Origin of the sequence: Massilia sp. ST3 (assembly GCF_018119405.1) — a bacterium.
In the GTDB taxonomy this organism is placed as follows: domain Bacteria; phylum Pseudomonadota; class Gammaproteobacteria; order Burkholderiales; family Burkholderiaceae_D; genus Telluria.
The window spans coordinates 88,468-110,048 of the sequence record NZ_JAGPWC010000006.1 but is presented as its reverse complement, the minus strand read 5'-3'; the positions used below and the strand labels follow the sequence as shown (position 1 = coordinate 110,048).

The window sequence follows — 21,581 nt, the reverse complement described above, 5'->3', positions numbered from 1 at the left end:
CCCATCATGTCGATCGATCTCAAACAGCTGAAATACTTCCTCGCGGTCGCCGAAGAAAAAAGCTTCAGCCGCGCCGCCGAGCGCCTGCACATCTCCCAGCCGCCGCTGAGCCAGCAGATCATGAAGCTGGAAAGCGAGCTGGGAGTGCGCCTGTTCACCCGCACCACGCGCAGCTTCGAGCTGACGGTGGCCGGCAAGGCCCTGATGGCCGAAGCGGCCGAGCTGCTGACGAAGATGCGCATGACGATCGACACCATCCGCCAGATCGACCGCGGCGAAGTCGGCCGCCTGCGCGTCGGCATCGTCGGCTCGGCGATGTGGGGCCCGATCCCTCGCCTGCTGGAACAGTTCCAGAGCCAGTTCCCGCGCGTGACCTGGACCATCCACGAGATGGGACCGAACGACCAGTGGGAAGCCCTGCGCAACCGCCAGATCGACGTCGGCTTCTGGCGCGAGCCGCGCATCGAGCCCGAGGTGCTGAAGCAGGCCAACCTGCGCCAGGACCTGTGCTTCCCCGAGAACGTGTGCGTGGCCATGAACGAACAGCACCCGCTGGCCGCGCAGGAGGCAATCGAGCTGCGCGACATCGCGGGCGAGCCGATGCTGACCCTGCACCTGACCCAGTCGGCCGAGCCGCGCTACCTGATCCAGTGCTGCGTCAACGCCGGCTTCGAGCCGACGATCTTCCAGGAGGCGGCCGAGCCGCAAACCCTGCTGGCCATGGTCGGCGCCGGCCTGGGCGTGGCCCTGCTGCCCGAGACCACGGGCCGCATCGGCTGGCCGGGCGTGAAGTTCATGCCGATCCGGACCAATGCGCCGTCGGCGAACCTGTACATCAGCTACCTGGCGCAGGACGATGCGCCGGTGGTGCGGGCTTTCCTGAAGATCCTGTTCCCCGAAGAGCGGCAGACGCCGTAGGAGCATGCGGTCGCATGCTATCGTGAGGTTTTCACTTCACTTCGCGGGAATCGCATGGACTACAACGAACTGCTTTTCGCCTACCACGTGCGCGAACTGGCCATGAAACGCCTGGTCCATGAAACGCCGGAAGGCCTCAGCGCCGAGGCGGCGACGCAATACATGTTCGAGCGTTTCGAGCCGACCATCGTCGGCGTGGTCAAGGAACTCGAGAACGTCGCGACCATCATCGCCAAGACGCGCGCGGGCTGAGGGCCCGCTTGCGCGCCGCGCCGGCCAGGCCGAGCAGGCCGGCGGCCATCAGCGCGGCCTGTCCCGGTTCCGGCACCGCCGACTGGATCCGGAAGCTGGTCTGGGGCGTCCAGCGGTATTCGTCCGTGTACACATAGCCGCCGCGCGGGAAGGCGTCGATGTAGGTGTAGGACTGGCCGGTGCTCGCCTTGTAATAGACGTAGTTGGCGCTCGCCTCGTGTTCGAATTCCAGCTGGCTGGAGAAATCGAGGCCGCCCGCCTCCGAATACGAAAACGCGGACAGGCTGCAGCGCGTATGGTCGGGCCCCGATGCCGGGGGGCAGGCGAGGTGGTCCCATCCGACCAGGACGAAGGAGCTCAGTTCCGGCAGTTCGATGACCTGGTTCCCGTTCAGGTCTTCGCCCGTGAAATTGCCCAACAACTCGAATTCCGGGATGAAGCTATCGGTTTCCACGCGGTGGAATCCGGCATAGGTGAAATTCCAGGTCTGGGGATCGGCCGAGGCAAGCGCAGGCACGGCAAGGATGAGGCTGGCGCAAAGTGGCTTGAGGTGCATGGAAGGCTCCGTTGACGAAACATGGCGGCATGGCGCCCGCCGCTCGCCGCGCTCGCATGCTAGCGCTATCGCCTCGGGAGTGGCGCAGCCTTGCCCTGCCGAATCCCTTGCGAAAGGCACACTCAGTGCGTAGCGCCGCCCGTTTCGCTGAGGTCCTTGTCCACGGCCAGCGTGACCTCGACCACCGTGCGGATGCCTCTGACGATGTCCTCCAGGGCCATCGAGGGCGGATTCCCCGGCCGTCCCTGCGCCTGCTCGGGCAGGAAAGGTACATGGATGAAGCCCGCCTTCAGGCCGCGGCCGTGGACGTGGTGCATCATGCCATAGAACACGTGGTTGCACACGAAGGTGCCGGCGGTCTGCGACACGCCCGCCACCAGGCCCTGCTCGCGCAGCGCACGCACGATGGCCTTGATCGGCAGGGTCGAAAAATAGGCCGCCGGGCCATCCGGCACGATGGCATTGTCCACCGGCTGCAGGCCGGCATTGTCGAGGATGGAGGCGTCGTCGACGTTGATCGCCACCCGCTCGACCGAGATCTCGGCCCGTCCGCCGGCCTGCCCCACCGCGATCACGACGTCGGGACGCAGCGCGTCGATCGCCTCGGCGATCGTGGCGATGGCCTGGCCGAACACGCAGGGCAGCTGGCGCACCTCGACCCGGAAGCCCTCGCCGCTCCAGCCTTCGAGCGCGCGCACGGCCTCCCAGGCGGGGTTGATGGTCGCCTTGTTGAAGGGTTCGAAGCCGGTGAGCAGGACGGTTTTCATCATTGGTTCATCAGGAAGTAGAGCAGCAGGATGTTCGCGCCCAGCAGCGGCAGCGCGGTCGGGACCTGGGCGCGGATCACCGCGTTCTTGTCGGGCAGGTCGAGCAGCACCGCCGGCACGATGTTGAAGTTGGCCGCCATCGGCGTCATCAGGGTGCCGCAATAGGCGCTGAACATGCCGATCGCCGCCATCACGGCCGGATTCGCGCCGTACATGTTAACCAGCACCGGGATGCCGACGCCGCCCGCCATCACCGGGAAGGCGGCGAAGCCGTTGCCCATGACGATGGTGAACAGCGCCATCCCGATACAGAATACCGCGACCGCGACCAGGCGCGAATCCATGTTGATGTAGGACGTCGTCACGTGGGCCACCGCCTTGCCGACGCCGGCCTCGGTGAACAGCAGGCCGAGGACTGCCAGCATGTGCGGCAGCACCACCGCCCAGCTGATCGCATCGACCAGGCGGCGCGCCTCGCGCACGCCCTGCAGCGGCGTCGAGCGGGTCAGCCAGCATGCCGCGCCCAGGGCAATGATCGCGCCGCAGCCCAGGCTGACCAGGGTCAGGTGCTTCTGGTCGAGCATGGGCAGGCCGGCCAGTTGCACGTCCTTGAGCAGGGTCGCGCCGACCACCGTCACGATGGGCAGCAGCAGCGCCGGCAGGAACAAAAGGTTGCCCAGCCGGGCCGCGCTGGCGCGCCGCTCGTCTTCGGCCGGCATGGCCGGCTTGCCGCCACGCACCCAGCCGAAGCCGGCCACCAGGGCCATCGCGATCATCAGCGCGCCGACCGCCGCGGGCGGCATGCGCTCGCCGGCCAGGTAGAGCAGCGCGTACAGGCCCCAGAACAGGGCCGTCGTGACGCGGCGCGGGTTGCTGCGGTCCAGCAGGTTCATCACGGCCACGGCGCCCAGCAGCAGGCCGACCAGGACGTAGAAATGCTCGAGCGTGAGGGTCATGCGGCCGCCTTGCCCATCTCGCGGACGATGCGGGCGTCGAGGCGGCGCAGGTTCCAGGCGTGGATGACGAAGGCGCTGATGGCGGTCGGAATGCCCCACAGCGCCATGTGCAGCGGATCGACGGCGATGCCCTCGGCCTGCAGGATGGTCTGCATCAGCACGATGGCGCCGAAGGCGACAAAGATGTCTTCGCCGAAGAACAGGCCGACGTTGTCGGTGGCGGCGGCCATGGCGCGGATACGGTGGCGCAGGTGCTCGGGCAGCGGGCCGGACCTGGCTTCGGCGGCCGCTTCGGCCATTGGCGCCACCAATGGACGCACCATGGGCGCGTGGCCGCCCAGGCTGGTGAGGCCGGCGGCGGCCGTGGTCTCGCGCGCGAACAGGTAGACGATCAAGAGGCGCCCCGCGGTGGCCGAGCGCACTTTCGCGATCGCGGTCTGGGCGCGCTCGCGCAGGCCGAAGCGCTCCAGCAGGCCGATGGCGGCCAGCGGCAGCAGCAGGATCAGCGGCAGGTTGCGGGTCTTGACGAAGGCGGCGCCGAGCGAGGCGAGGATAGCCGTCACCGGCATCGCGGCCGCGGCGCCGGTGACGCCGCAGGCGGCCACCACCACCAGCACCGGATTGGCGCGCAGCAGGAAGCCCGCGACGATGACCGCTACGCCGAGCAGCGGCCACAGGTTGACGGCAGATTGCATGGGGGTCTCCAGCTTTTTATTGTGAAAGGCGTGTAAAAGCCGGGCAATCTTACCCCATGTCCATGAGTATTTACGCGGGGCGGACCGGGGTGGTAGCCAGGTCGCCGACCACCGTGTTCCACTGGCGCACATGGAAGGCGCGCACCAGGCCATGGGTGACGTAGGGGTCGCGGGCGGCGAACAGCTGCACCGGTTCGGGGCTGGGACAGTCGAACACCAGCACTGCGTGGTCGGCCGGTTCCGCCATGGCGCCGGCCAGCACCAGCTCGCCGCGTTCCTGTGCTTCCCAGGCCAGCTTCAGGTGTTCGTCGCGGAATTCGCCGCGGCGTTCGAGGTAGTCGGGGGCGAGGTCGTACATCAGGATGTAGTGCACTGGGGGCTCCAATGGTTGGCGGGTGAAGGGAGATGGTAACGGATTGCCTGGGAACTTGGGTTCCGGCCTTCGCCGGAGCGACGGTCCTGAGTTTAGTGGCGACTTCAAACAACGTCATCCCGGGACTAGGCGTCCCCCTCGGCCGGGATCCAAGTTCGATGCACACCATTCACTCCAAACCCAACCGTGCTCTCCCCTCCCCGCCCGTATGCCACACTGATCCACACGCATCCAGCAAGGAGAACACCATGCCCAAGACCATGATCGCAGGCCACCTGCTGCACCCGATCCTGAACAAGATCCCGGCCACCCTGATCCCGCTCGGCCTGCTGCTCGACGCCGCCCACCGCTCCACCGGCGACGCACGCTATGCCGACGCCGCCTTCTACAGCCTGGCCGGCGGCCTGGTCGGCGGGCTGGCGGCCGGGGCGGCCGGCGCGCGCGATTACCAGAGCATCGCCGACGACACCCCGGCCAAGAGCGACGCCACCGTGCACGGCATGCTGAACGGCGCCGCCCTGGTCCTCACCGCCGCCAACCTGGCCAAGCGCGCCACCTCGCCGCATCATGCGCCGCGTTCGATGGCGCTGTCGGTGCTGGGCGCGGCCGCCGTATTGGGTTCGGCCTGGCTGGGCTACCGCATGCTCGGCTCGCCCGGCATGCCGGTCCCTGCCATCAAGCCGCCGGCCGGCGCGCTGCCCAACGAGGACCGCTACGACCATACCGTGCTCGACGTGGACCAGTACGCATCGACAGCCGGCGCGGACCAGGAACGCCCCGCCGCCACCTAGCCACGTTGTATCTAAACAACTTTTTGGCTGCACTTCTGCGCTGCGCTGAACAGTGATATGTGCCGCACAGAACAAAATCTGGCCATAGCGCTAGACTGTGCTGCATGTACACACCAAAGAAAATGGCGGCGGGGATCACGGGTGTAGCCAGCGTCCTGTGGCTGGGCCTGACGGCTGCGGTGGCGGCAAGCCAGCGCAGGCTGGTGTTCAACCCGACCGTGGAGCGCGAGGTGGCCAGCCCGCGCAGCAGCGGCCACCGCACCCGCCAGGTGGTACTGCGCTCGAAGGACGGCACCCGCCTGTGCGGCTGGCTGATGACGCCGCAGGTGCAGGGGCCGCGCCCGGCCGTGATCTATTTCGGCGGCCGCTCCGAGGAAGTGTCCTGGGTGGTGCGCGACGCCGGCAAGCTGTTCCCCAACATGACCGTGCTGGCCATGAACTACCGCGGCTACGGCGAGTCGCACGGCGATCCGGCGGAAACCCACATGGTCGAGGACGGCTGCGCTTTCTACGACTGGCTGGCCGCGCGCGGCATGGTCGATGCCCAGCGCATCGCGGTCGTCGGCCGCAGCCTGGGATCGGGCGTCGCGGTGCAGGTGGCCAAGGAGCGCCCGGTGCACTCGGTGGTCCTGATCACGCCCTACGATTCGATCCTGGCGATCGCCAAGCGGCGCTTCCGCGCGATGCCGATCGAGTACATGCTGCGCCACCGCTTCGAGTCGATCAAGTACGCGCCCTCGCTGAAGGCGCCGACCTATGTGCTGCGCGCCAGCGAAGACGACGTGGTGCCGCACTCGCACACCGACGAACTCGTGTCCAAGCTGGCCCAGCTGGTCGCGGACGACACCGTGCCGAATTCGGACCACATGAACATCCCCTACCTGGAAGCGACCCAGGCCCTGATCGCCAGCTTCCTGACGCGCCAGTTCAGCCAGCCGGTTGCCACGCCCGTGCTGCCGCCGGCCTCCCTGCCCGAACCGGCCGAGGCGAATAATTGTTGAATGTTGTCAACACTTATATTTCCCTCGAATAAATTGCCAAGTAAAATGGTATTTGTCATCAATATGCCGCATGATGCATATTTGACAGGCTGAGCTGCGAGGGTCCAGGTATGGCGAACCATGCGCGGCACGCGGCCGATTTCTCCCGAGTTTCCTGCGCATTTCCTGCGCATTTCCTGTTGCGATGGCGCGACATGGCAAGGCTTCCACCGGAGAGATCGTCCCCGCGATACAAATCGTAACCCCACGAGCGTTCTCAGGCTGACACAATCGCGCTGCGCGATGACCCCGCCTCATTGGACGCCGTGGACGATGCAGCTTGCGCTGCCCGTCTCAATGGCAACGTTGCGGCGGGTACAATATCGCTATTCCAGGAGCCACTACATGAAATTCAAGTATCTCAGCATGACCATCGCGGCCCTTTGCGTCGCCGGCAGCGCCTTCGCGGCGCCGGGCGCACCGAAACTGGGCATGGTCTACGACGCGGGCGGCAAGTTCGACAAGTCGTTCAACCAGTCGGCGTTCGAAGGCCTGAACCGCTTCAGCAAGGAGACCGGCATCAAGGTCTTCGAAGCGCAAGCCAGCAGCGATACGCAGGCCGAACAGGTCATGCGCGGCCTCGCCCGCAAGAAGCTGGACCTGATCGCCGCGATCGGTTTCTCGCAGACCCAGGCCGTCCAGAAGGTCGCCAAGGAATTCCCGAACGTGCGCTTCGTGCTGATCGACAGCATCGCGCAAGGCAACAACATCAACTCGGTGATGTTCAAGGAACAGGAAGGCTCCTACCTGGTCGGCGTCGCCGCCGCCATGGCCTCGAAGTCGAAGAAGATCGGCTTCGTCGGCGGCATGGACATCCCGCTGATCCGCGCCTTCGCCTGCGGCTACGCGCAAGGCGCGAAGGCCCAGTATCCGAAGATCGACATCGTGCAGAACATGGTCGGCACCACCGCCGCGGCCTGGAACGACCCGGCCAAGGGCGGCGAGCTGGCGCGCGCGCAGTTCGACCGCGGCGTCGACGTGGTGTTCGCCGTGGCCGGCGGCAGCGGCATGGGCACGCTGCAGATGGCCAAGGAAAAAGGCAAGCTGGCGATCGGCGTCGATTCGAACCAGAACTACCTGCACCCGGGCACCATGCTGACCTCGATGGTCAAGCGCGTGGACGTGGCCGTGTACGACTCCTTCATGGCGATGAAGAACGGCACCTGGAAACCGGGCGTCACCTATAAAGGCCTGAAGGAAGGCGGCGTCGACTGGGTGCTGGACAAGGACAACCGCAAGGTCGTCACGCCGGAGATCGAGAAGCGCGTCAACGGCGTGCGCACCGACATCATCAACGGCAAGATCAAGGTCATCGACTACCGCGCCGGCAGCAGCTGCCCGGTCTGATTTTCCATTCCCATTAAAAAGCGCGCCGCACCGGGTCATCCGGTCCGGCGCGCTTTTGAATACTGAACAATGACTGATTCAATGCAGCCAGCCGTAGAATTTCGCAATATCAGCAAGGCCTTCGGGCCGGTGCAGGCGAACGCCGACGTCAGCTTCCAGATCGCCAAAGGCTCGATCCATGGCGTGATCGGCGAGAACGGCGCCGGCAAATCCACCCTCATGAGCATCCTGTACGGCTACTACAATGCCGACAGCGGCCAGCTCCTGATCAATGGCGAAGAGCGCAACATCCGCACCAGCCACGAGGCGATCGCGCTCGGCATCGGCATGGTGCACCAGCACTTCATGCTGGTCGAGAACATGACCGTGCTCGACAACGTGATGCTGGGCGCCGAGGGCGGATTCAAGCTGGCTGCCAAGCGCGGCGAGACCGAGGCCAAGCTGCGCGAGATCTGCGCGCGCTACCGCCTCGACGTCGACCCGCTGGCCACCATCCACGACCTGTCGGTGGGCGCCCAGCAGCGCGTCGAGATCCTCAAGCAGATCTACCGCAGCGCCGAGATCCTGATCCTGGACGAGCCGACCGCCGTCCTCACCGCCCAGGAAACCTCCTCGCTGTTCGAGATCCTGCGGCTGTTCAAGGACCAGGGCAAGACCATCATCCTGATCACCCACAAGCTGGGCGAGATCATGGAGATCACCGACCAGGTGACGGTGATGCGCGCCGGCCGCGTGGTCGGCGCCGTATCGACCGCCGAGACCTCGAAGGAACAGCTGGCCAACATGATGGTCGGCCGCCCGATCGAGGGCAACCTGCCGCGCGCGCCCTACAATCCAGGCGAGGCCGTGCTGAAGGTGGAAAACCTGCAGCTGCAGGACAAGAACAAGGTCAGGCTGCTGGCCGACATCGACCTCACGGTGCGCGCCGGCGAGATCGTCGCCATCGCGGGCGTCTCGGGCAACGGCCAGAGCGAACTGATGGAAATCCTGTCGGGCATGCGCCTGCCGACTTCCGGCAAGGTGAGCTTCCTGGGCAAGGACCTGCCCTACGCCGGCCGCGCCAACGCCGACGGCCTGCCCGCCGTGTTCCGCCAGCTGGGCATCGGCCACGTGCCGGAAGACCGCCTGCGCGATGGCGTGATCAAGGATTTCTCGGTGATGCAGAACACCGTGTTCGGCTACCAGGACCGGGTGAAGAACCGCGCCGGCCTGTTCGACTTCAAGGCCATCGCCCAGCGCTGCGCCCACCTGCTCGAAGCTTTTGATGTGCGTCCCAAGAATCCGGACCTGCGCATCGGCCTGCTCTCGGGCGGCAACCAGCAGAAGGTCGTGATCGCACGCGAAGTCTCGGCCTGCCCGAAGCTGATGCTGGTCGGCCAGCCGACCCGCGGCGTGGACATCGGCACCATCGAGAGCATCCACACCCAGCTGCTGCGCCTGCGCGACGAAGGCGTGGCGATCCTGCTGGTCTCGACCGAGCTGGAAGAAGTGCGCGCCCTGGCCGACCGCATCGTGGTGGTCTCGGGCGGACGCATCACCGGCGAACTGAAAGTTGAAGAATTCGACACCACCCGCATCGGCCTGCTGATGGGCGGGATGCACAAATCATGAAAACCACTGAACTCCCACGCTGGGCCTCGGGCTTCGTCCTGCCGCTCCTGAACCTGCTGTCGGCGCTGCTGGTTGCGGCGCTCGTCATCCACCTGCTGGGCGAGAGCCCGGTCGAATCGCTGCAGATCCTGATCAACAGCGCCGTGATCAATCCGGAAGGCCTGAGCTACACGCTGTTCTATGCCTCGACCTTCGTGTTCACCGGCCTGGCGGTCTCGGTGGCGATGAAGGCCGGCCTGTTCAACATCGGCGCCGAAGGCCAGATGTACCTGGGCGGCCTGGGCCTGACCCTGGCGATGCTGGCCTTCGACGCCAGCCTCTCGCCCTGGCTCCTGATTCCGCTGGCGATGGTCGCAAGCGCCGTGTTCGGCGCCGGCTGGGCCTTCCTGCCCGGCTACCTGCAGGCCAAGCGCGGCAGCCACGTGGTGGTCACGACCATCATGTTCAACTTCATCGCCGCCAGCCTGATGAACTACCTGATCCTGAAGCTCATCCCTGAGGGCGACCAGAACCCGGCCAGCCGCGTGTTCACCGAAGCCGCGTGGATGCCGCGTTTGGGCGAATGGTTCCCGGCGCTGGGCGACACCCCGCTGAACATCGGCTTCTTCTTCGCCATCGCCGCGCTGGCGATCTACGGCGTGATGATCTCGCGCTCGCCCTGGGGCTACAAGCTGCAGGCCACCGGCCTGAACCAGCACGCCGCCCACTACGCCGGCGTGCGCATCAGCCGCACCATCATCGTGGCCATGCTGATCTCGGGCGCCCTGGCCGGCCTGGCCGCGGTGAACTCGATCCTCGGCTCGACCCACTACCTGAGCCTGAACTTCCCGGCCGGCGCCGGCTTCATCGGCATCGCGATCGCCCTGATGGGCCGCCAGAACCCGGTCGGCATCTTCCTGTCCTCGGTACTGTTCGGCGCGCTGATCCAGGGCGGCTTCGACCTGTCGCTGGAAAAACCGAACATCCCGCAGGAGACCTTCATCTTCATCCAGGGCCTGATCATCCTGTTCTGCGGCGCGATGGAAAACCTGTACGCGCCGGCGGTCCTGAAACTGATCAACTCCACCAAGTCGCGCAAAGGATAAGCCATGGACGACTTCCAACTCGCCAGTATCGTCGTCTCGACGATCCGCAATGCGCCGGTCCTGATCTTCGCGGCGATGGCCGGCCTGTTCGCCGAACGCAGCGGCGTGATCGACCTGGGCCTCGAGGGCAAGATCCTGGCCTCGGCCTTCGTGTCGGCCGGCGTCGCCTACACCTACCAGGACCCGTGGCTCGGCATCGCCGCCGGCATCCTGGCCTCGGTGGCGCTGGCCATGGTGCAGGCCTTCGTTTCGATCACCCAGAAGGGCAACCAGCTGGTGGCGGGCATGGCGATCAACATCGCCATGAGCGGCCTGACCTTCGTGGTGGCGCAGTATTTCTTCCAGCAGGGCGGCCGTACGCCGGAGCTGGGCGAGGCGCGCCTGACCGACGTGGTCCTTCCGGGCACCACCGCCCTGGCCGACGTGCCCTTCCTCGGCTGGTTCTACGGCCATGTGATCGGCGGCCACTCGGTGCTGGTCTACCTGGCCTTCCTGCTGCTGCCGCTGGTGCACTGGGTGCTGTACCACAGCCGCTTCGGCCTGCGCCTGCGCGCCTGCGGCGAGAACCCGCACGCGGCCGACGCGGCCGGCGTGTCGGTGCAGCGCACCCGCTACGCCGCCATGCTGATCGCCGGCGTGCTGTGCTCGTTCTCGGGCGCCTACCTGTCGATCGTCCAGAGCGGCTTCTTCCTGCGCGACATGTCGGCCGGCGCCGGCTACCTGGCGCTGACGGCCATGGTGTTCGGTAACTGGCGTCCCCTGCACACGGTGCTGGGCTGCCTGATGTTCGGCTTCTTCGGCGCGGTGCAGATCCAGATCGAAGGCGTGGACCTGCCGGTGGTGGGCCGCATCCCGGGCTCGCTGATCCAGATGATCCCGTATGTGCTGACCGTGATCGTGCTGGCCGGCCTGATGGCCAAGTCGGTGGCGCCGAAGGCGCTGGGACGGCCGTTCGTCAAGTCGCGCTAGGCGTATCGCCCGCTTCCTTCGTCAGCTCCAATACGTCATCCCCGCCTCCGCGGGGAGTCAATAGCGCCAGTGGCGCTATTGACGTTTTACGGGCGCGGAAAATAGGAACTTTGCCGTTCCTCATCGACTATTGCACTGTTTGTTAGCAATTGTGACTACCGTAAGCCTTTGTAAAGACCGTCAACACAGCAGCCAGGCGGCCCGTTGAAGAGTCAGGTGACACGATAAACGTACGCCGGAACTCAACCGTAAAGGATCTTCACATGAAGCACACCATTGCTACCCTGATCGTTGCTCTGTCCGCTACCTCGGCTTTCGCCCAGACCGCCACCCCGGCAACGCCGGCAACCCCGGCCACCCCCGCGGTCGCAGCTACCCCGGCCGATCCGGCTGCACCGGCGACCGATGCCGCTGCAACCGCCGCAACCCCGGCCACTCCGGCAACGCCTGCAACCGCCGCGACCCCGGCCGCCGACGACAAGGCAGACGCCAAGAAGGACAAGCACGACAAGACCAAGTCGCACAAGGATAGCAAGGGCGCCAAGTAAGCTTCCCTCCATCCGGCCGGGTCCCCTCCGGCCGGGTGTCGCTGTCGCCGTGCGGCCCCGCCGCACGGCGTTTTACATGGGCGGATCGATCGACTCCGCCCCGCCGGCGCGGCGGCTGGATCGCTTCCAGGTCCACGCAAGGCCCACTCCTCCCGACACGCCCGAATCGCGCAGGTGCAGCGGACTTTCCCGGTTCGCCGCGCCGCGATAGCTTTCGACACGCAGGAAGCCGAACAGGCGCAGGTCCGGATTGATCCTGCGTGTCCCGAACACCCCCAGGCGGGTCAGCACCAGCCCCGCATCCGATGCATAGGCCGGCCGCAGCGCCGTCGCGTACTGCGGCTGCACGTCGTAGAAATAGCGGTGGATGCGCTTGTCTCCCACCACCGCGCTCAGCTGCCCCTGGAAGGTCCAGGCGCCGCCCTCCCCGGCCCGTTCATAGACCAGGCGCGGCTCGAAGGTCCAGCCCTGGCGGTGCAGGCCGCCGCGGGCTTCGATGACGGCGCGCAGCGGCAATTCCACGCGCAGCCGGCTGGCGCGGTCGATGTCGGCGATCTTCACTTTCAGGCGCGGACCAAATTCGAGCAGGGTGCCGAGGTCGGGCATGCCGGCGCGGGCATCCACGTCGCTTGATTCCGACGGCAGCGAACCGGCCAGGCCGACGTCGAACTCGACCCGGTCGGAACGGAACAGGCGCGCCCCGATGCCCGACTGGTCGGCGCGCAGGATCTCGCCCCGGTACAGGATGAAAGGCAGCGCCAGGCCGCGCGCCGAGCGGTCATCGGCGCCCGGGTAGGCGGGCGTGGAAATGGCGGCGGCGCCGATGCCGATCTCCCACAGCGGGAGATCGCGCCCGTCGCCGGTCTGTGCGGCCGCGGCCACGGGCAGCAGAGCAGCCGCCCAGCAGGCGGCCTTGAGGATGGCGTTCATGGCGGAAAGAGGGAATGATGGTGTTCCGCATTCTATCCATGACCATGGCCGGGGCGCGCCGCGCACATCAAGCCGGCACAGTATCAGGCCGGCCCCGGCACCACTTGCAGATCGACATCGCCGGCCGCCGCAGCGGCCGCGAGATCCGCGTGCACCCGGCTGAGGTCGGCGCCCTCGCGCAGGCGCAGGAAACAGGTCGCGCGGTTGCGCCCGCCCGTCTTCGACAGGTAGAGCGCCAGGTCGGCCATGTGCACCGCGTCCATCCATTTCTGGTCCATCCAGGCCGGCCAGGCGATGGCGCCGGCCGAGGCCCGCACCGGGATCTCCCGCCCCTCGTGCTTCACCGGCTCGCGTCCCAGCGCGCCGAGCGCCTTGGCCGCGATGATCGGCAGCCCTTCGGCCGAGGTCCCCGGCAGCACCAGCACGAATTCCTCGCCGCCCCAGCGCACCACCGCGTCCTGCTCGCGCACCAGGCTGCTCAGGCGCGCGGCCACGACCTTCAGCACCTCGTCGCCGGCCGCGTGGCCATAGGTATCGTTGATGCGCTTGAAGTGGTCGACGTCGAGCAGCAGCAGTCCGACCGCCGCCTGGTAGTGGCGGTCGCGCGAACGGCCGTGGACCGTGGCCTCCTGCTGCCCCATCAGCTGTTCGAAATGGCGGCGGTTGAACACGCCGGTGAGCGGGTCGTGGATCGACTGCGAGGCCAGCGCGGCATTGTCGACGACCAGCGCCTGGTTGCGCCGGCGCACCCGGCGCAGCCACTGCACCAGCAGCGCCGCGGACAGCAGCAGCACCACGGCCAGCGCGGCCCACAGGCGCTGCTTCCAGGCGTGGGCGGCCACTTCCGCCTGCGAGCGCGCGTTCTGCAGCGACAGGCGTTCGATCTCCCGGGTCTTGCGCTCGGCCGAGAATTTCTCCTGCAGCTCGAGCACGGCCTTCTCGCGCTCGGCGGAAGTGATGTCGCCGGACAGCTTGACCCACTTGCGCAGGGCGGCCAGGGCTTCGCGGTCGCGCCCCGCGCGCTCGAGCACGTTGACCTGTTCCGAGAGCAGGTCCAGCACTTCGCGCCGCCCCCCCGCTTTTTCGGCCTGCGCCATCCCCTGCTTCATCAGGGCCATGCCCTCGTCCACGCGGCCGCTGCGGGCCAGTGCGCTGCCGCGGTTGCTCAAGGCGAAGGCCAGGCCGATGTCGTCGCCCAGCCGGCGCGCCAGCGCTTCCGCAGCCACGGTGGCGCGGATCGCCTGCGGGTATTCGCCGCGGTGGATGTGGTAGGCGGAGAGGTTGCTTTGCGCGATCTCCTCGAGCGCCTCGGTGCCCGGCGTGCCGTTGGTGATGCGCAGCACGTCGCGCAAGGCCTGGTATTCCTTGTCGCCCTGCCCCAGGGTTCCGTAGGCGTAGTTCTGGTTGACGCGGGACTGCGCCATCACGAAGCGGAAGCCGATGCGCTCGGCGAGCGCGTAGCCGTCCTGGGTCACGCGCAGGGCGCTGGCCATGTCGCCGCGCGCGAAGTGCACGCGCACCAGCGCGTTCATCAGGCGCGCCTCCGCGGCCGGCAGGCCGGCCCGGCTGGCGGTCTCGATCGCCCGCACCCCCAGGTCCAGCGCCTGCTCCTCCTCATCGAGCAGCATATTCCCGCGCGACAGCAAGCCGAGGCGCTCGGCCTCGAGGCGCAGGTCGGCCGACGGCGGCAGCGCGGCCAGCTGGTCGACCAGGGGTTTGACGGCGGCGCGCTCGTTGTTCACGTCCGCCCGGCCGATCCGCAGCGCCAGCAGATGCGGACCGCAGGGCTGGCAGCGCCCGCCGTCGGCCAGCTGCTGGACCTGCGCCAGCGCGGCGTCGAGCTCGCGCTTGTGCTTGCCGTGAATGGCGAGCAGCGCCAAGGTCGACTGGTAGCGGAGCTGCTGCGCGACAGGCGCGGCGCCATCGGGGCGGCCGGTCGCCGCCTGCAGGCGCCGCATGGCAAGCAGGGGCGAAGCGTAGCCGTGCTGGTCGAGGTCGTCGAGCGCCTCGGTGACCGTTTCCGCCGCGGCCAGGCCGCAGGCGCAACCCAGGAGGGTCGCCAGCAGCATGCGGCCGAGAAGCGGCATGGCGGACTTCGAATCGGAAGGGAAGTCGGGCATGGGCGAACGAATCGTTATTGTTCTGCACGGATTCTAGCGCGGCGCCGGTTCGGTCGGCATTTTGTAGCCTGAAGGACATTTTATGCCCAGCGCGCCTGCCCGGTCCTCCAGGACAAATGGCATCCTTCCTGCTCCCGGCATGAGGGAAACAGGAACGATGCCGTCCTTTCGCCGGCTTGGCCGGCGCCCGATCAGCCCTGCTCGGGGAAGATCGCCTGCAGCAGCGCCGCCAGGTTGTAGCCGCCCTTGATCAGCTGGGTCTTCGCGATCGCCGAACTCGGCACCGGATAATTGGCCGGCACGTCGAGCGCGAAGGTGTAATAGGTCTCGCCCTTCTTGCTGGTCTGCGGGGTCAGCTTGCCCGGCGCCACGCCGGCATAGGCCAGCTTCGACACCACCAGCGCATCGTCCGCCCACTGGTAGGGCCAGGTCATCGGGTCGCCCTTGGCCGTGGCGACCTGCGGGCTGCCCGCGATCGCGGCCTGCGCGAACTGTTCCGGGGTCTTGACCTGGATGCGGCGGAAGGCGTAGTCCACCGTGGTGCTGTCCCAGTAGGAGTGGAAGGGCTTGGTCAGCGCCTTCGGCACGCCTTCCTTGACCGGCACCGCATCGCCCGGCGGGATCAGGCCGGCCGCCAGCTCCACGATCTTCGCGTCGTCCAGCAGCAGGTTGTTGCCGCCGCGCGAATCGAAGATGGCGGCCTCGTCGACTTCGGCATGGGTCTTCGGCACCACGAACTTGCCGTCCTTGCTGACGAAGGCCGCGCCCACGTGCAGCGGCTGGTGGATGTCGCCGGCGAAGTGGGCCAGCAGGATCAGGGCCTGGCGCTTGGTGAACTTGTGCGGGTTCAGCGCAGGATCCGTCTTGCCCTGCAGGACGGCGATGCACTGCTTGAGCGTCTGCACGATGTCGTCGTCCGCGGTGCCCACGCCGTGGTCGTGGTACTTCTCGAGCTGGAAGGGCACGTCGGTGTAGTGGTACTCGCTGTGCTTCGGGTTGCCGGCCACGTATTCGAGCATTTCCGGGGTCTGCGGGCCGCAGTAAGTGCCCTTCACGCAATCGGCCCAGTTGGCGATCGATTCGAGCGACTCGCCCGGCTGCAGGAGGGCGGCGATCTGCTTCTGGGCGTAGCTGCCCTTGAGCAGCTTGTCGGCGATCGCGCCCACGGCCCGGTGGCCGTCGCGGCCCCAGGCCATGGCGTCGAAGGAGGCGAAGGCGCTGGTCACTGCCAGCACGCAAGCGAGTTTTTTCATGTGAATCTTTTCCATGTTCGTTAGTGCGCCTTGATGATGCGCGGTGCGGCGGGCGCGAGCGCGGCGCCCTGCCCTTCGTGCTTTTTCAGGTACTCGGTCAGGGCGTCCAGGTCCAGCATGCCGGTCTCGAGGCGTTTGCTTCCCTTGGCGAATTCGGGGAAGTGGTCGCCGCCTTCGGCAAGGAAGTTGTTGGCGACCACGCGATAGGTCTTGCCGTCGTCGATGGCGACGCCGTCCAGCGTGAGGCTGCCCGGGACCACGCGGCTGCCCACCGGGCGCTTCTCGTCCCACTGGTAGCTGAAGCCGCGCGACACCTGCAGCATCGAGGTGCCGGACGCGGCCGGGCGTGCCCACTGCTGCTCCAGCAGCGCGCGCAGCTGGGCGCCAGTCAAGTCCATGACCACCAGCGTGTTCCCGAACGGGAGCACGGCCTGGACCTGGCCGAAGCTCGCCACCTTGTCCTCGCCCGCTTCCAGGTCCTTGCGGATGCCGCCTTCGTTCATGAAGCCGATCTGCGCGCCTTGCGCGCGGGTGGCGGCCAGCACGGCGTCGGCGATCACGCCGCCCAGCGCCGATTCGCCGGCCTCGTTGTTCTTGCGCAGCACCGGCGCGGCGCCCAGCTTCGCCACCGGGCGCGCCAGCGCGGTGCGGCTGCGTTCCTTCGCCGCGGCCACGAAGGCGACCATCCGCGGGTCGGCCGGATACAGGCCGGGCGTCATGACCACGTTGTTCACCTGCAGGTCGCTCACCGTGTCGGTGCGCGCATCGACCTTCATCGAAATGCGCGTCAAGAGGTGGCCGGCGGTCGCGGCCTGGGTGACGGTGCGGCCCTCCACCTGGCACAGGTAGCCCTGGTGCGAGTGGCCCGAGATCACCAGCTTGATGGCCGGGTCGAGCTTCTTGACGATGTCGACGATGGCGCCTTCCAGGCCGGTGCAGCCCGGCTGCAGCGGTGCGTCCTTGGTCATGCCGCCCTCGTGCACCAGCGCGACGATCACGTCGGCGCCTTGCGCGCGCATGGCGGGAATGGCCTTGTTGATGGCCTCGGCCTCGTCGCCGAACTTCAGGCCGGCGATGCCCGAGGCCATCACCACCGAATCGGCGCCCTGCAGCACCACGCCGACCAGGCCGACCTTCACGCCCTTGACCTCTTCGATCCGGAAGCCGGGAATGAAGGGCTTGCCGGTGGCGCTGTCGATGACGTTGGCGGCCAGGTAGGTGAACCTGGCGCCGCCCCAGGAGGGCGACCACTGGCAGGCCCTGCCCGGGCGCGGCGAATCGCAGCCGCCGTGCTGCTGGCGCAGCAGTTCCTTGCGGCCGGCGTCGAATTCATGGTTGCCGACCGCGCTCACGCGCAGGTCCAGCATGTTCATCGCCTCGATGGTCGGTTCGTCGGCAAACAGCGAGGACATCGCCGGGCTGCCGCCCACCAGGTCTCCTGCCGAGACGAACAGCAGGTCCTTGTCTTCCTTGCGCCAGGCCTGCAGCGCGGCCGCAACGGCTTCCAGGCCGCCGGCGCGGATCGCCTTTTCCCTGGCGCCGTCGGCGCCGGTGGGCACGTAGCGGCTCGGCTCGAGGTTGCCGTGGAAGTCGTTCATGGCGACCAGGTTGATGGTCACCGGCCCCTGGCTGGCGGTGCTGGCGCAGCCGGCCAGCAGCAGCGCCGTGGACAGGATGGTAAGGCGTGCGCAAGCGCGGGTCGAGACGGTCATGGAATCCTCTTTCAGTGAAACGGGCGCCAGCCGGTGGCAGGCATGAAGCGCGGCATTATGGCATGCCGCCGCCGGCCCGGAAATCCTTACGGGCGGCTGCATGGAGCGCAGGAGACAGCGCGTCCACTCACTCTTATCAAATAAAAAACGGCCGGTGTTTCCACCGGCCGTTCTGGCTTAGCTCAGGCTGGGAAGTCCGATTAGAACTCGTACTTCAGGGTTGCCTGGACTGCCCACTGCGACTCGCCCTTGTTCTGGCGGACGTTCAGGTCTTCCACGTTGTTACGCACTGCGTAGACGTAGCGGCCCTGTGCATCCAGGCCGACGAAGTCGACGAAGCTGCGCGCCAGACCACCAGCCGACTGGAAGCCCACTTCCTCGATACGGCCCCACTTCTTGTTCAGCAGATTGCCGAAGTTGAGGATGTCGAGCGAGAAGCTGGCCTTGTGCTTGCTCATGAAGCCCGGCAGCTCCTGGGTCAGCTTGACGTCGAAGCTGTTGGTCCACGGCGAGAAGGCCGAGTTACGGCTCACGACGCCGCCGGCAGCTTTACGCATTGCCGCGTTCGAGTTGACGATGTCCCAGAACTTGCGCTCGTTGGCGTTGCTGGTCGCGGTGTCGCCGTAGAACACGACTTCGCCCGAACCGATCGCCGACGGGATGTACATCAGGTCGTTGCCTGCCAGGCTGTCGCCGTTCAGGTCGTTGTTGAAGGTCCAGCTGTACGGCTTGCCTTCGCGGCCTTCATAGAACACGCCGAGACGGGTGCGGTAGTTGCCGAAGAAACGCTTCTCCCACGACAGGCGGGCGTTGATACGGTCCTTCACCAGGTAGGCCGAGTTGGCAGCCACTTCCTCGTTCGGGTTGAAGACCGAGCGGCCGTTCCAGTTGGAACCCGAGGTCGACGAGGTCAGCGGCGACACTTCGGTCGCATTGGTGTGGCTGTAGGCCACCGACCAGCCGAAGCCCTTGCGGGTCGGTGCGGTCAGCGACAGGGTCACGATCTGGGCGTCGCCCTTGTCGGTCGCCTTGGCCAGCATCACGTTGCCGTAGCTGTTGTTCGACAGCGCCTTGTTGACGGTACGGCAGGTGCTGGCGGTGCTGACGGCGTTGTTGGTGAAGGTGTAGCAGCTTGCGCGCAGGCCGTCCGCGTTCCAGTACAGTTCGCGGCCGTCCTTGCCGATGGTGGTCGGCGCGCCCAGATTCAGGTTCTGGTAGTAGATCGCGTCCTTGTTCTGGGTCGCCAGCAGCTCGGCGCCGAACACCAGGCCGTTCCACGGCAGTTCATGTTCGAAGGCCAGGTTGGCTTTCCAGATCGACGGCTGCTTCAGGTCCGGCGACAGGATGTCGACGTTCGACGCCGGGGTGGCGCCGGCGACCGACTTCTGTGCATCGACGTCCGGGGTGAAGGTGCCGTCGGTTGCCGGGCAGCGGGTCGAGCTGGTGCTGCTGCAGGTGACGATGCGGGTAGCGACGCCCGGGTTCGAGAACGGGTTCGACATCCACACGGTGGCCGCCGCGCCCTGGAACAGGCCGGCGCCGCCGCGCAGCTGGGTCTGGCGAGCCGAGTCGAACTTGTAGTTGAAGCCGACACGCGGCTGCCACAGCTTGTTGCCGTCGAAGGTACGGGTGTTGTCGTAGCCGAAGCCGCCGGTCTGGCGGGCGAAGGTGGCTGCGTTGCCGGCGATGACAGGCTGGGCGGCGGCGGTGTTGGCCAGCGGGGTGTTGTCCACGTCGGTCAGGTCCACGCGCACGCCTGCGCTGACGGTCAGGTTCTTGCTGACGGTCCAGTTATCCTGCAGGAAGAAACCAGTGTTCTTCATCGTGAACTGGGCAATCGCGTTGCTCAGCGAACCGCCGGCGACCGGCAGCTGCACGGTGTACGACGACGGACGGCCACGGGTGAAGTTCTCGTAGATCGCGGCGTCGATCTGGGCCGCGCTCGCGGTGGCGCAGTTCACCGAACCGAAGGAGTAGGTGAAGTTGTTATCGCACTGGAAGGTGTAGTTGCCGTACACGTTCTGCAGGAAGGCGTTGTAGACCTCGTTCGAGGTGTAGTCCGCGCCGACCTTGAACTCGTGGTCGCCCCACAGGTAGTTGGCGCCTGCGTACAGGTCCAGGGTCTTGGTGCCCAGCACGTTGTTGTGACGGCTGTTTTCGGTACCGGTGTTCAGGAAACGGTTGCCGGTACGGGTGCCGCTCGGCGCGTCCGACGGCAGCGGGCCGCTGAACTGGAACGACATGGTCGGCAGGCGGGCGTTGTTGATTGGCACCGAATCATAGTCGCGCTGCGAGATCTTGAATTCGGTCGAGAAGTCCTGGGTCCAGTCCGAGAACACCTGGCCGACCAGGGTTTCGATGGTCTTGTCCTGGTTGTAGAACTGCGAGCTCAGCGACACGCCGCTCTGCGAGAAGCCCGGGAAGATCGGTTCGTTCTGCGAGGTCTTCGAGTAGCGCAGGTTGGCGCGGTGATCGTCGCTGATGTTCCAGTCGAACTTGATCATGCGCTCTTCCGACTTCATCTTGGTGCCGCTTGGCACTTCGGTGCTGCCGAGGTCGATGTTGTAGACGCGCGAAGCGATGTCCTTGACCGCGGCGATCTGGGTCGGGCTGATGCCGACGGTGGTGCCGGAACCCGAGCCGATGGCGCCGAAGTCCGGCGAGCTGCGGCTGCTTTCGTGGTTTTCAGCCAGGGCGAAGAAGAACAGCTTGTCCTTGACCAGCGGGCCGCTGACCCACAGGCCCTTGGTGTTTTCCTTGAAGGCCGGGGCTTCGGTGTATTCGCCGGTGGTGGCGTTGAAACGGTCGCCGACCAGGTTGTCGTCGCGGGTGATGTAGTAGGCGCCGCCGTGGTACACGTTGGTACCCGACTTGGTGACGGCGTTGACGTTGGCGCCGGTGTAGCCGCGCTGGGTCACGTCATAGTTGGCCACGTTCACCTGCACCGAGGCGATCGCTTCCATCGAGATCGGCTGGCGGGCGGTCGGGCTGCCGTTGGCTTCCAGGCCGAAGGTGTCGTTCACGGCCACGCCGTCGATGGTCATCGAGTTGTAGCGCGAGTTCTGGCCCGCCACCGACATCTCGCCGCGTTCCTTGTCGGTCTGCGACACGCGCGGATCGAGACGCGCGAAGTCCTGCAGGTTGCGGTTGATCGAGGCCTGGGTTTCCAGGTCGGCCTTGCTGATCGCGGTGACCGAACCCATGGTGTTCTTCGAGAAGATCTCCGAGCGCGTTGCCGAACCGGTCACGGTCACGGTCTGCATCTTCTGGCCCAGGGTGGCGTCGACCGATGCGGTCTCGGCCAGCTCGACGAACACGTTTTCGCGGCGCTCGGTGACGCCGTCCTTGGTGATCACGATCGTGTAAGGACCGCCGACACGCAGGCCGCGTGCGACGTAGCGGCCTTCCGCGTCAGTCGTGACATTGCTGACAGAACCCGACTCGGCGTGAACGATCGACACCTGGGCGCCGGCTGCCGGCTTGCCGTCGGCTGCCGAAATACGGCCGCCGATGGCCGAGGTGGTGTTCTGTGCAAACGACGGCGACGCCGCCAGTGCAACCGACAAAGCCAGCGCCAACTTCGTGAGCCGGATCTGTTGTTGAGTGATCATCGATAACCCCAAAAAGAACTTTAGTTATTTATGGACACCCGGCGGGT

The 21,581-nt window shown here is 66.6% G+C and carries 19 protein-coding genes; 9 read left to right on the top strand and 10 right to left on the bottom strand.

Annotated features, from left to right (window positions below):
* The first annotated feature begins 6 nt into the window (after window positions 1-6).
* Together KBW98_RS03645 and KBW98_RS03640 are read left to right on the top strand one after the other, a co-directional pair.
* Entirely contained in the window at window positions 7-918 is a 912-nt protein-coding gene (locus KBW98_RS03645) for a LysR family transcriptional regulator (RefSeq protein ID WP_211518759.1), read from the top strand.
* A gap of 54 nt (window positions 919-972) precedes the next feature.
* Window positions 973-1,170 carry a hypothetical protein gene (locus KBW98_RS03640; RefSeq protein ID WP_211518758.1) on the top strand — a complete coding sequence of 66 codons (198 nt, stop codon included), beginning with the start codon at window positions 973-975 and terminating at the stop codon, window positions 1,168-1,170.
* Here the strand turns inward: KBW98_RS03640 and KBW98_RS03635 are convergent.
* The 5 genes from KBW98_RS03635 to KBW98_RS03615 form a co-directional block, all read right to left on the bottom strand.
* A complete protein-coding gene (locus KBW98_RS03635) occupies window positions 1,145-1,726 on the bottom strand; it encodes a PEP-CTERM sorting domain-containing protein (protein ID WP_211518756.1) in 582 nt (193 codons plus the stop codon). The genes KBW98_RS03640 and KBW98_RS03635 overlap by 26 nt on opposite strands.
* Window positions 1,727-1,848: 122 nt before the next feature.
* Window positions 1,849-2,493 carry a pyroglutamyl-peptidase I gene (pcp, locus tag KBW98_RS03630; protein ID WP_211518783.1) on the bottom strand — a complete coding sequence of 215 codons (645 nt, stop codon included), beginning with the start codon at window positions 2,491-2,493 and terminating at the stop codon, window positions 1,849-1,851.
* The gene (locus KBW98_RS03625; RefSeq protein WP_211518754.1) at window positions 2,493-3,449 is read right to left on the bottom strand and encodes a DUF979 domain-containing protein; all 957 of its coding nucleotides are present in this window, start codon (window positions 3,447-3,449) and stop codon (window positions 2,493-2,495) included. Before KBW98_RS03625 ends, pcp begins: the two co-directional genes overlap by 1 nt.
* Complete coding sequence (locus KBW98_RS03620; protein WP_211518752.1) at window positions 3,446-4,144, bottom strand: DUF969 domain-containing protein; 699 nt, start codon at window positions 4,142-4,144, stop codon at window positions 3,446-3,448. The genes KBW98_RS03625 and KBW98_RS03620 overlap by 4 nt, the downstream gene beginning before the upstream one ends.
* A 70-nt stretch (window positions 4,145-4,214) precedes the next feature.
* Window positions 4,215-4,517 carry a YciI-like protein gene (locus tag KBW98_RS03615; protein ID WP_211518751.1) on the bottom strand — a complete coding sequence of 101 codons (303 nt, stop codon included), beginning with the start codon at window positions 4,515-4,517 and terminating at the stop codon, window positions 4,215-4,217.
* Between the two features lie 248 nt (window positions 4,518-4,765).
* On the opposite strand from KBW98_RS03615, the gene KBW98_RS03610 reads away from it, so the two are divergent.
* The 7 genes from KBW98_RS03610 to KBW98_RS03580 all read left to right on the top strand — a co-directional run bounded on the left by KBW98_RS03610 (window position 4,766) and on the right by KBW98_RS03580 (window position 11,908).
* Window positions 4,766-5,308, top strand: coding sequence for a DUF2231 domain-containing protein (locus KBW98_RS03610; protein WP_211518749.1), 543 nt, complete (start codon window positions 4,766-4,768; stop codon window positions 5,306-5,308).
* 104 nt (window positions 5,309-5,412) lie between these two features.
* Window positions 5,413-6,309: an alpha/beta hydrolase gene (locus KBW98_RS03605; protein WP_211518747.1), complete on the top strand. Its 897-nt coding sequence runs from the start codon at window positions 5,413-5,415 to the stop codon at window positions 6,307-6,309.
* Between the two features lie 384 nt (window positions 6,310-6,693).
* On the top strand, window positions 6,694-7,695 hold the full coding sequence (locus KBW98_RS03600; RefSeq protein WP_211518746.1) for a BMP family protein: 1,002 nt from the start codon (window positions 6,694-6,696) through the stop codon (window positions 7,693-7,695).
* Between the two features lie 81 nt (window positions 7,696-7,776).
* Window positions 7,777-9,306, top strand: coding sequence for an ABC transporter ATP-binding protein (locus KBW98_RS03595; protein WP_211518744.1), 1,530 nt, complete (start codon window positions 7,777-7,779; stop codon window positions 9,304-9,306).
* The gene (locus KBW98_RS03590) at window positions 9,303-10,391 is read left to right on the top strand and encodes an ABC transporter permease (RefSeq protein WP_211518743.1); all 1,089 of its coding nucleotides are present in this window, start codon (window positions 9,303-9,305) and stop codon (window positions 10,389-10,391) included. Before KBW98_RS03595 ends, KBW98_RS03590 begins: the two co-directional genes overlap by 4 nt.
* Window positions 10,392-10,394: 3 nt before the next feature.
* Window positions 10,395-11,360, top strand: coding sequence for an ABC transporter permease (locus tag KBW98_RS03585; protein ID WP_211518740.1), 966 nt, complete (start codon window positions 10,395-10,397; stop codon window positions 11,358-11,360).
* A gap of 263 nt (window positions 11,361-11,623) precedes the next feature.
* Window positions 11,624-11,908: a hypothetical protein gene (locus tag KBW98_RS03580; protein WP_211518738.1), complete on the top strand. Its 285-nt coding sequence runs from the start codon at window positions 11,624-11,626 to the stop codon at window positions 11,906-11,908.
* Between the two features lie 72 nt (window positions 11,909-11,980).
* Here the strand turns inward: KBW98_RS03580 and KBW98_RS03575 are convergent, their stop codons facing one another.
* The 5 genes from KBW98_RS03575 to KBW98_RS03555 form a co-directional block, all read right to left on the bottom strand.
* Window positions 11,981-12,838, bottom strand: coding sequence for a MipA/OmpV family protein (locus KBW98_RS03575; protein ID WP_211518736.1), 858 nt, complete (start codon window positions 12,836-12,838; stop codon window positions 11,981-11,983).
* A gap of 83 nt (window positions 12,839-12,921) precedes the next feature.
* Window positions 12,922-14,958 (bottom strand): GGDEF domain-containing protein, encoded by a 2,037-nt coding sequence (locus KBW98_RS03570; protein WP_211518734.1) that lies wholly within the window; start codon window positions 14,956-14,958, stop codon window positions 12,922-12,924.
* Between the two features lie 191 nt (window positions 14,959-15,149).
* The gene (locus tag KBW98_RS03565) at window positions 15,150-16,211 is read right to left on the bottom strand and encodes a S1/P1 nuclease (protein WP_211518733.1); all 1,062 of its coding nucleotides are present in this window, start codon (window positions 16,209-16,211) and stop codon (window positions 15,150-15,152) included.
* Between the two features lie 20 nt (window positions 16,212-16,231).
* Window positions 16,232-17,923, bottom strand: a complete 1,692-nt coding sequence (locus KBW98_RS03560; RefSeq protein WP_211518731.1) for a bifunctional UDP-sugar hydrolase/5'-nucleotidase — start codon at window positions 17,921-17,923, stop codon at window positions 16,232-16,234.
* Window positions 17,924-18,123: 200 nt separating this feature from the next.
* Entirely contained in the window at window positions 18,124-21,534 is a 3,411-nt protein-coding gene (locus tag KBW98_RS03555) for a TonB-dependent receptor (RefSeq protein ID WP_211518729.1), read from the bottom strand.
* Window positions 21,535-21,581: the final 47 nt, after the last annotated feature.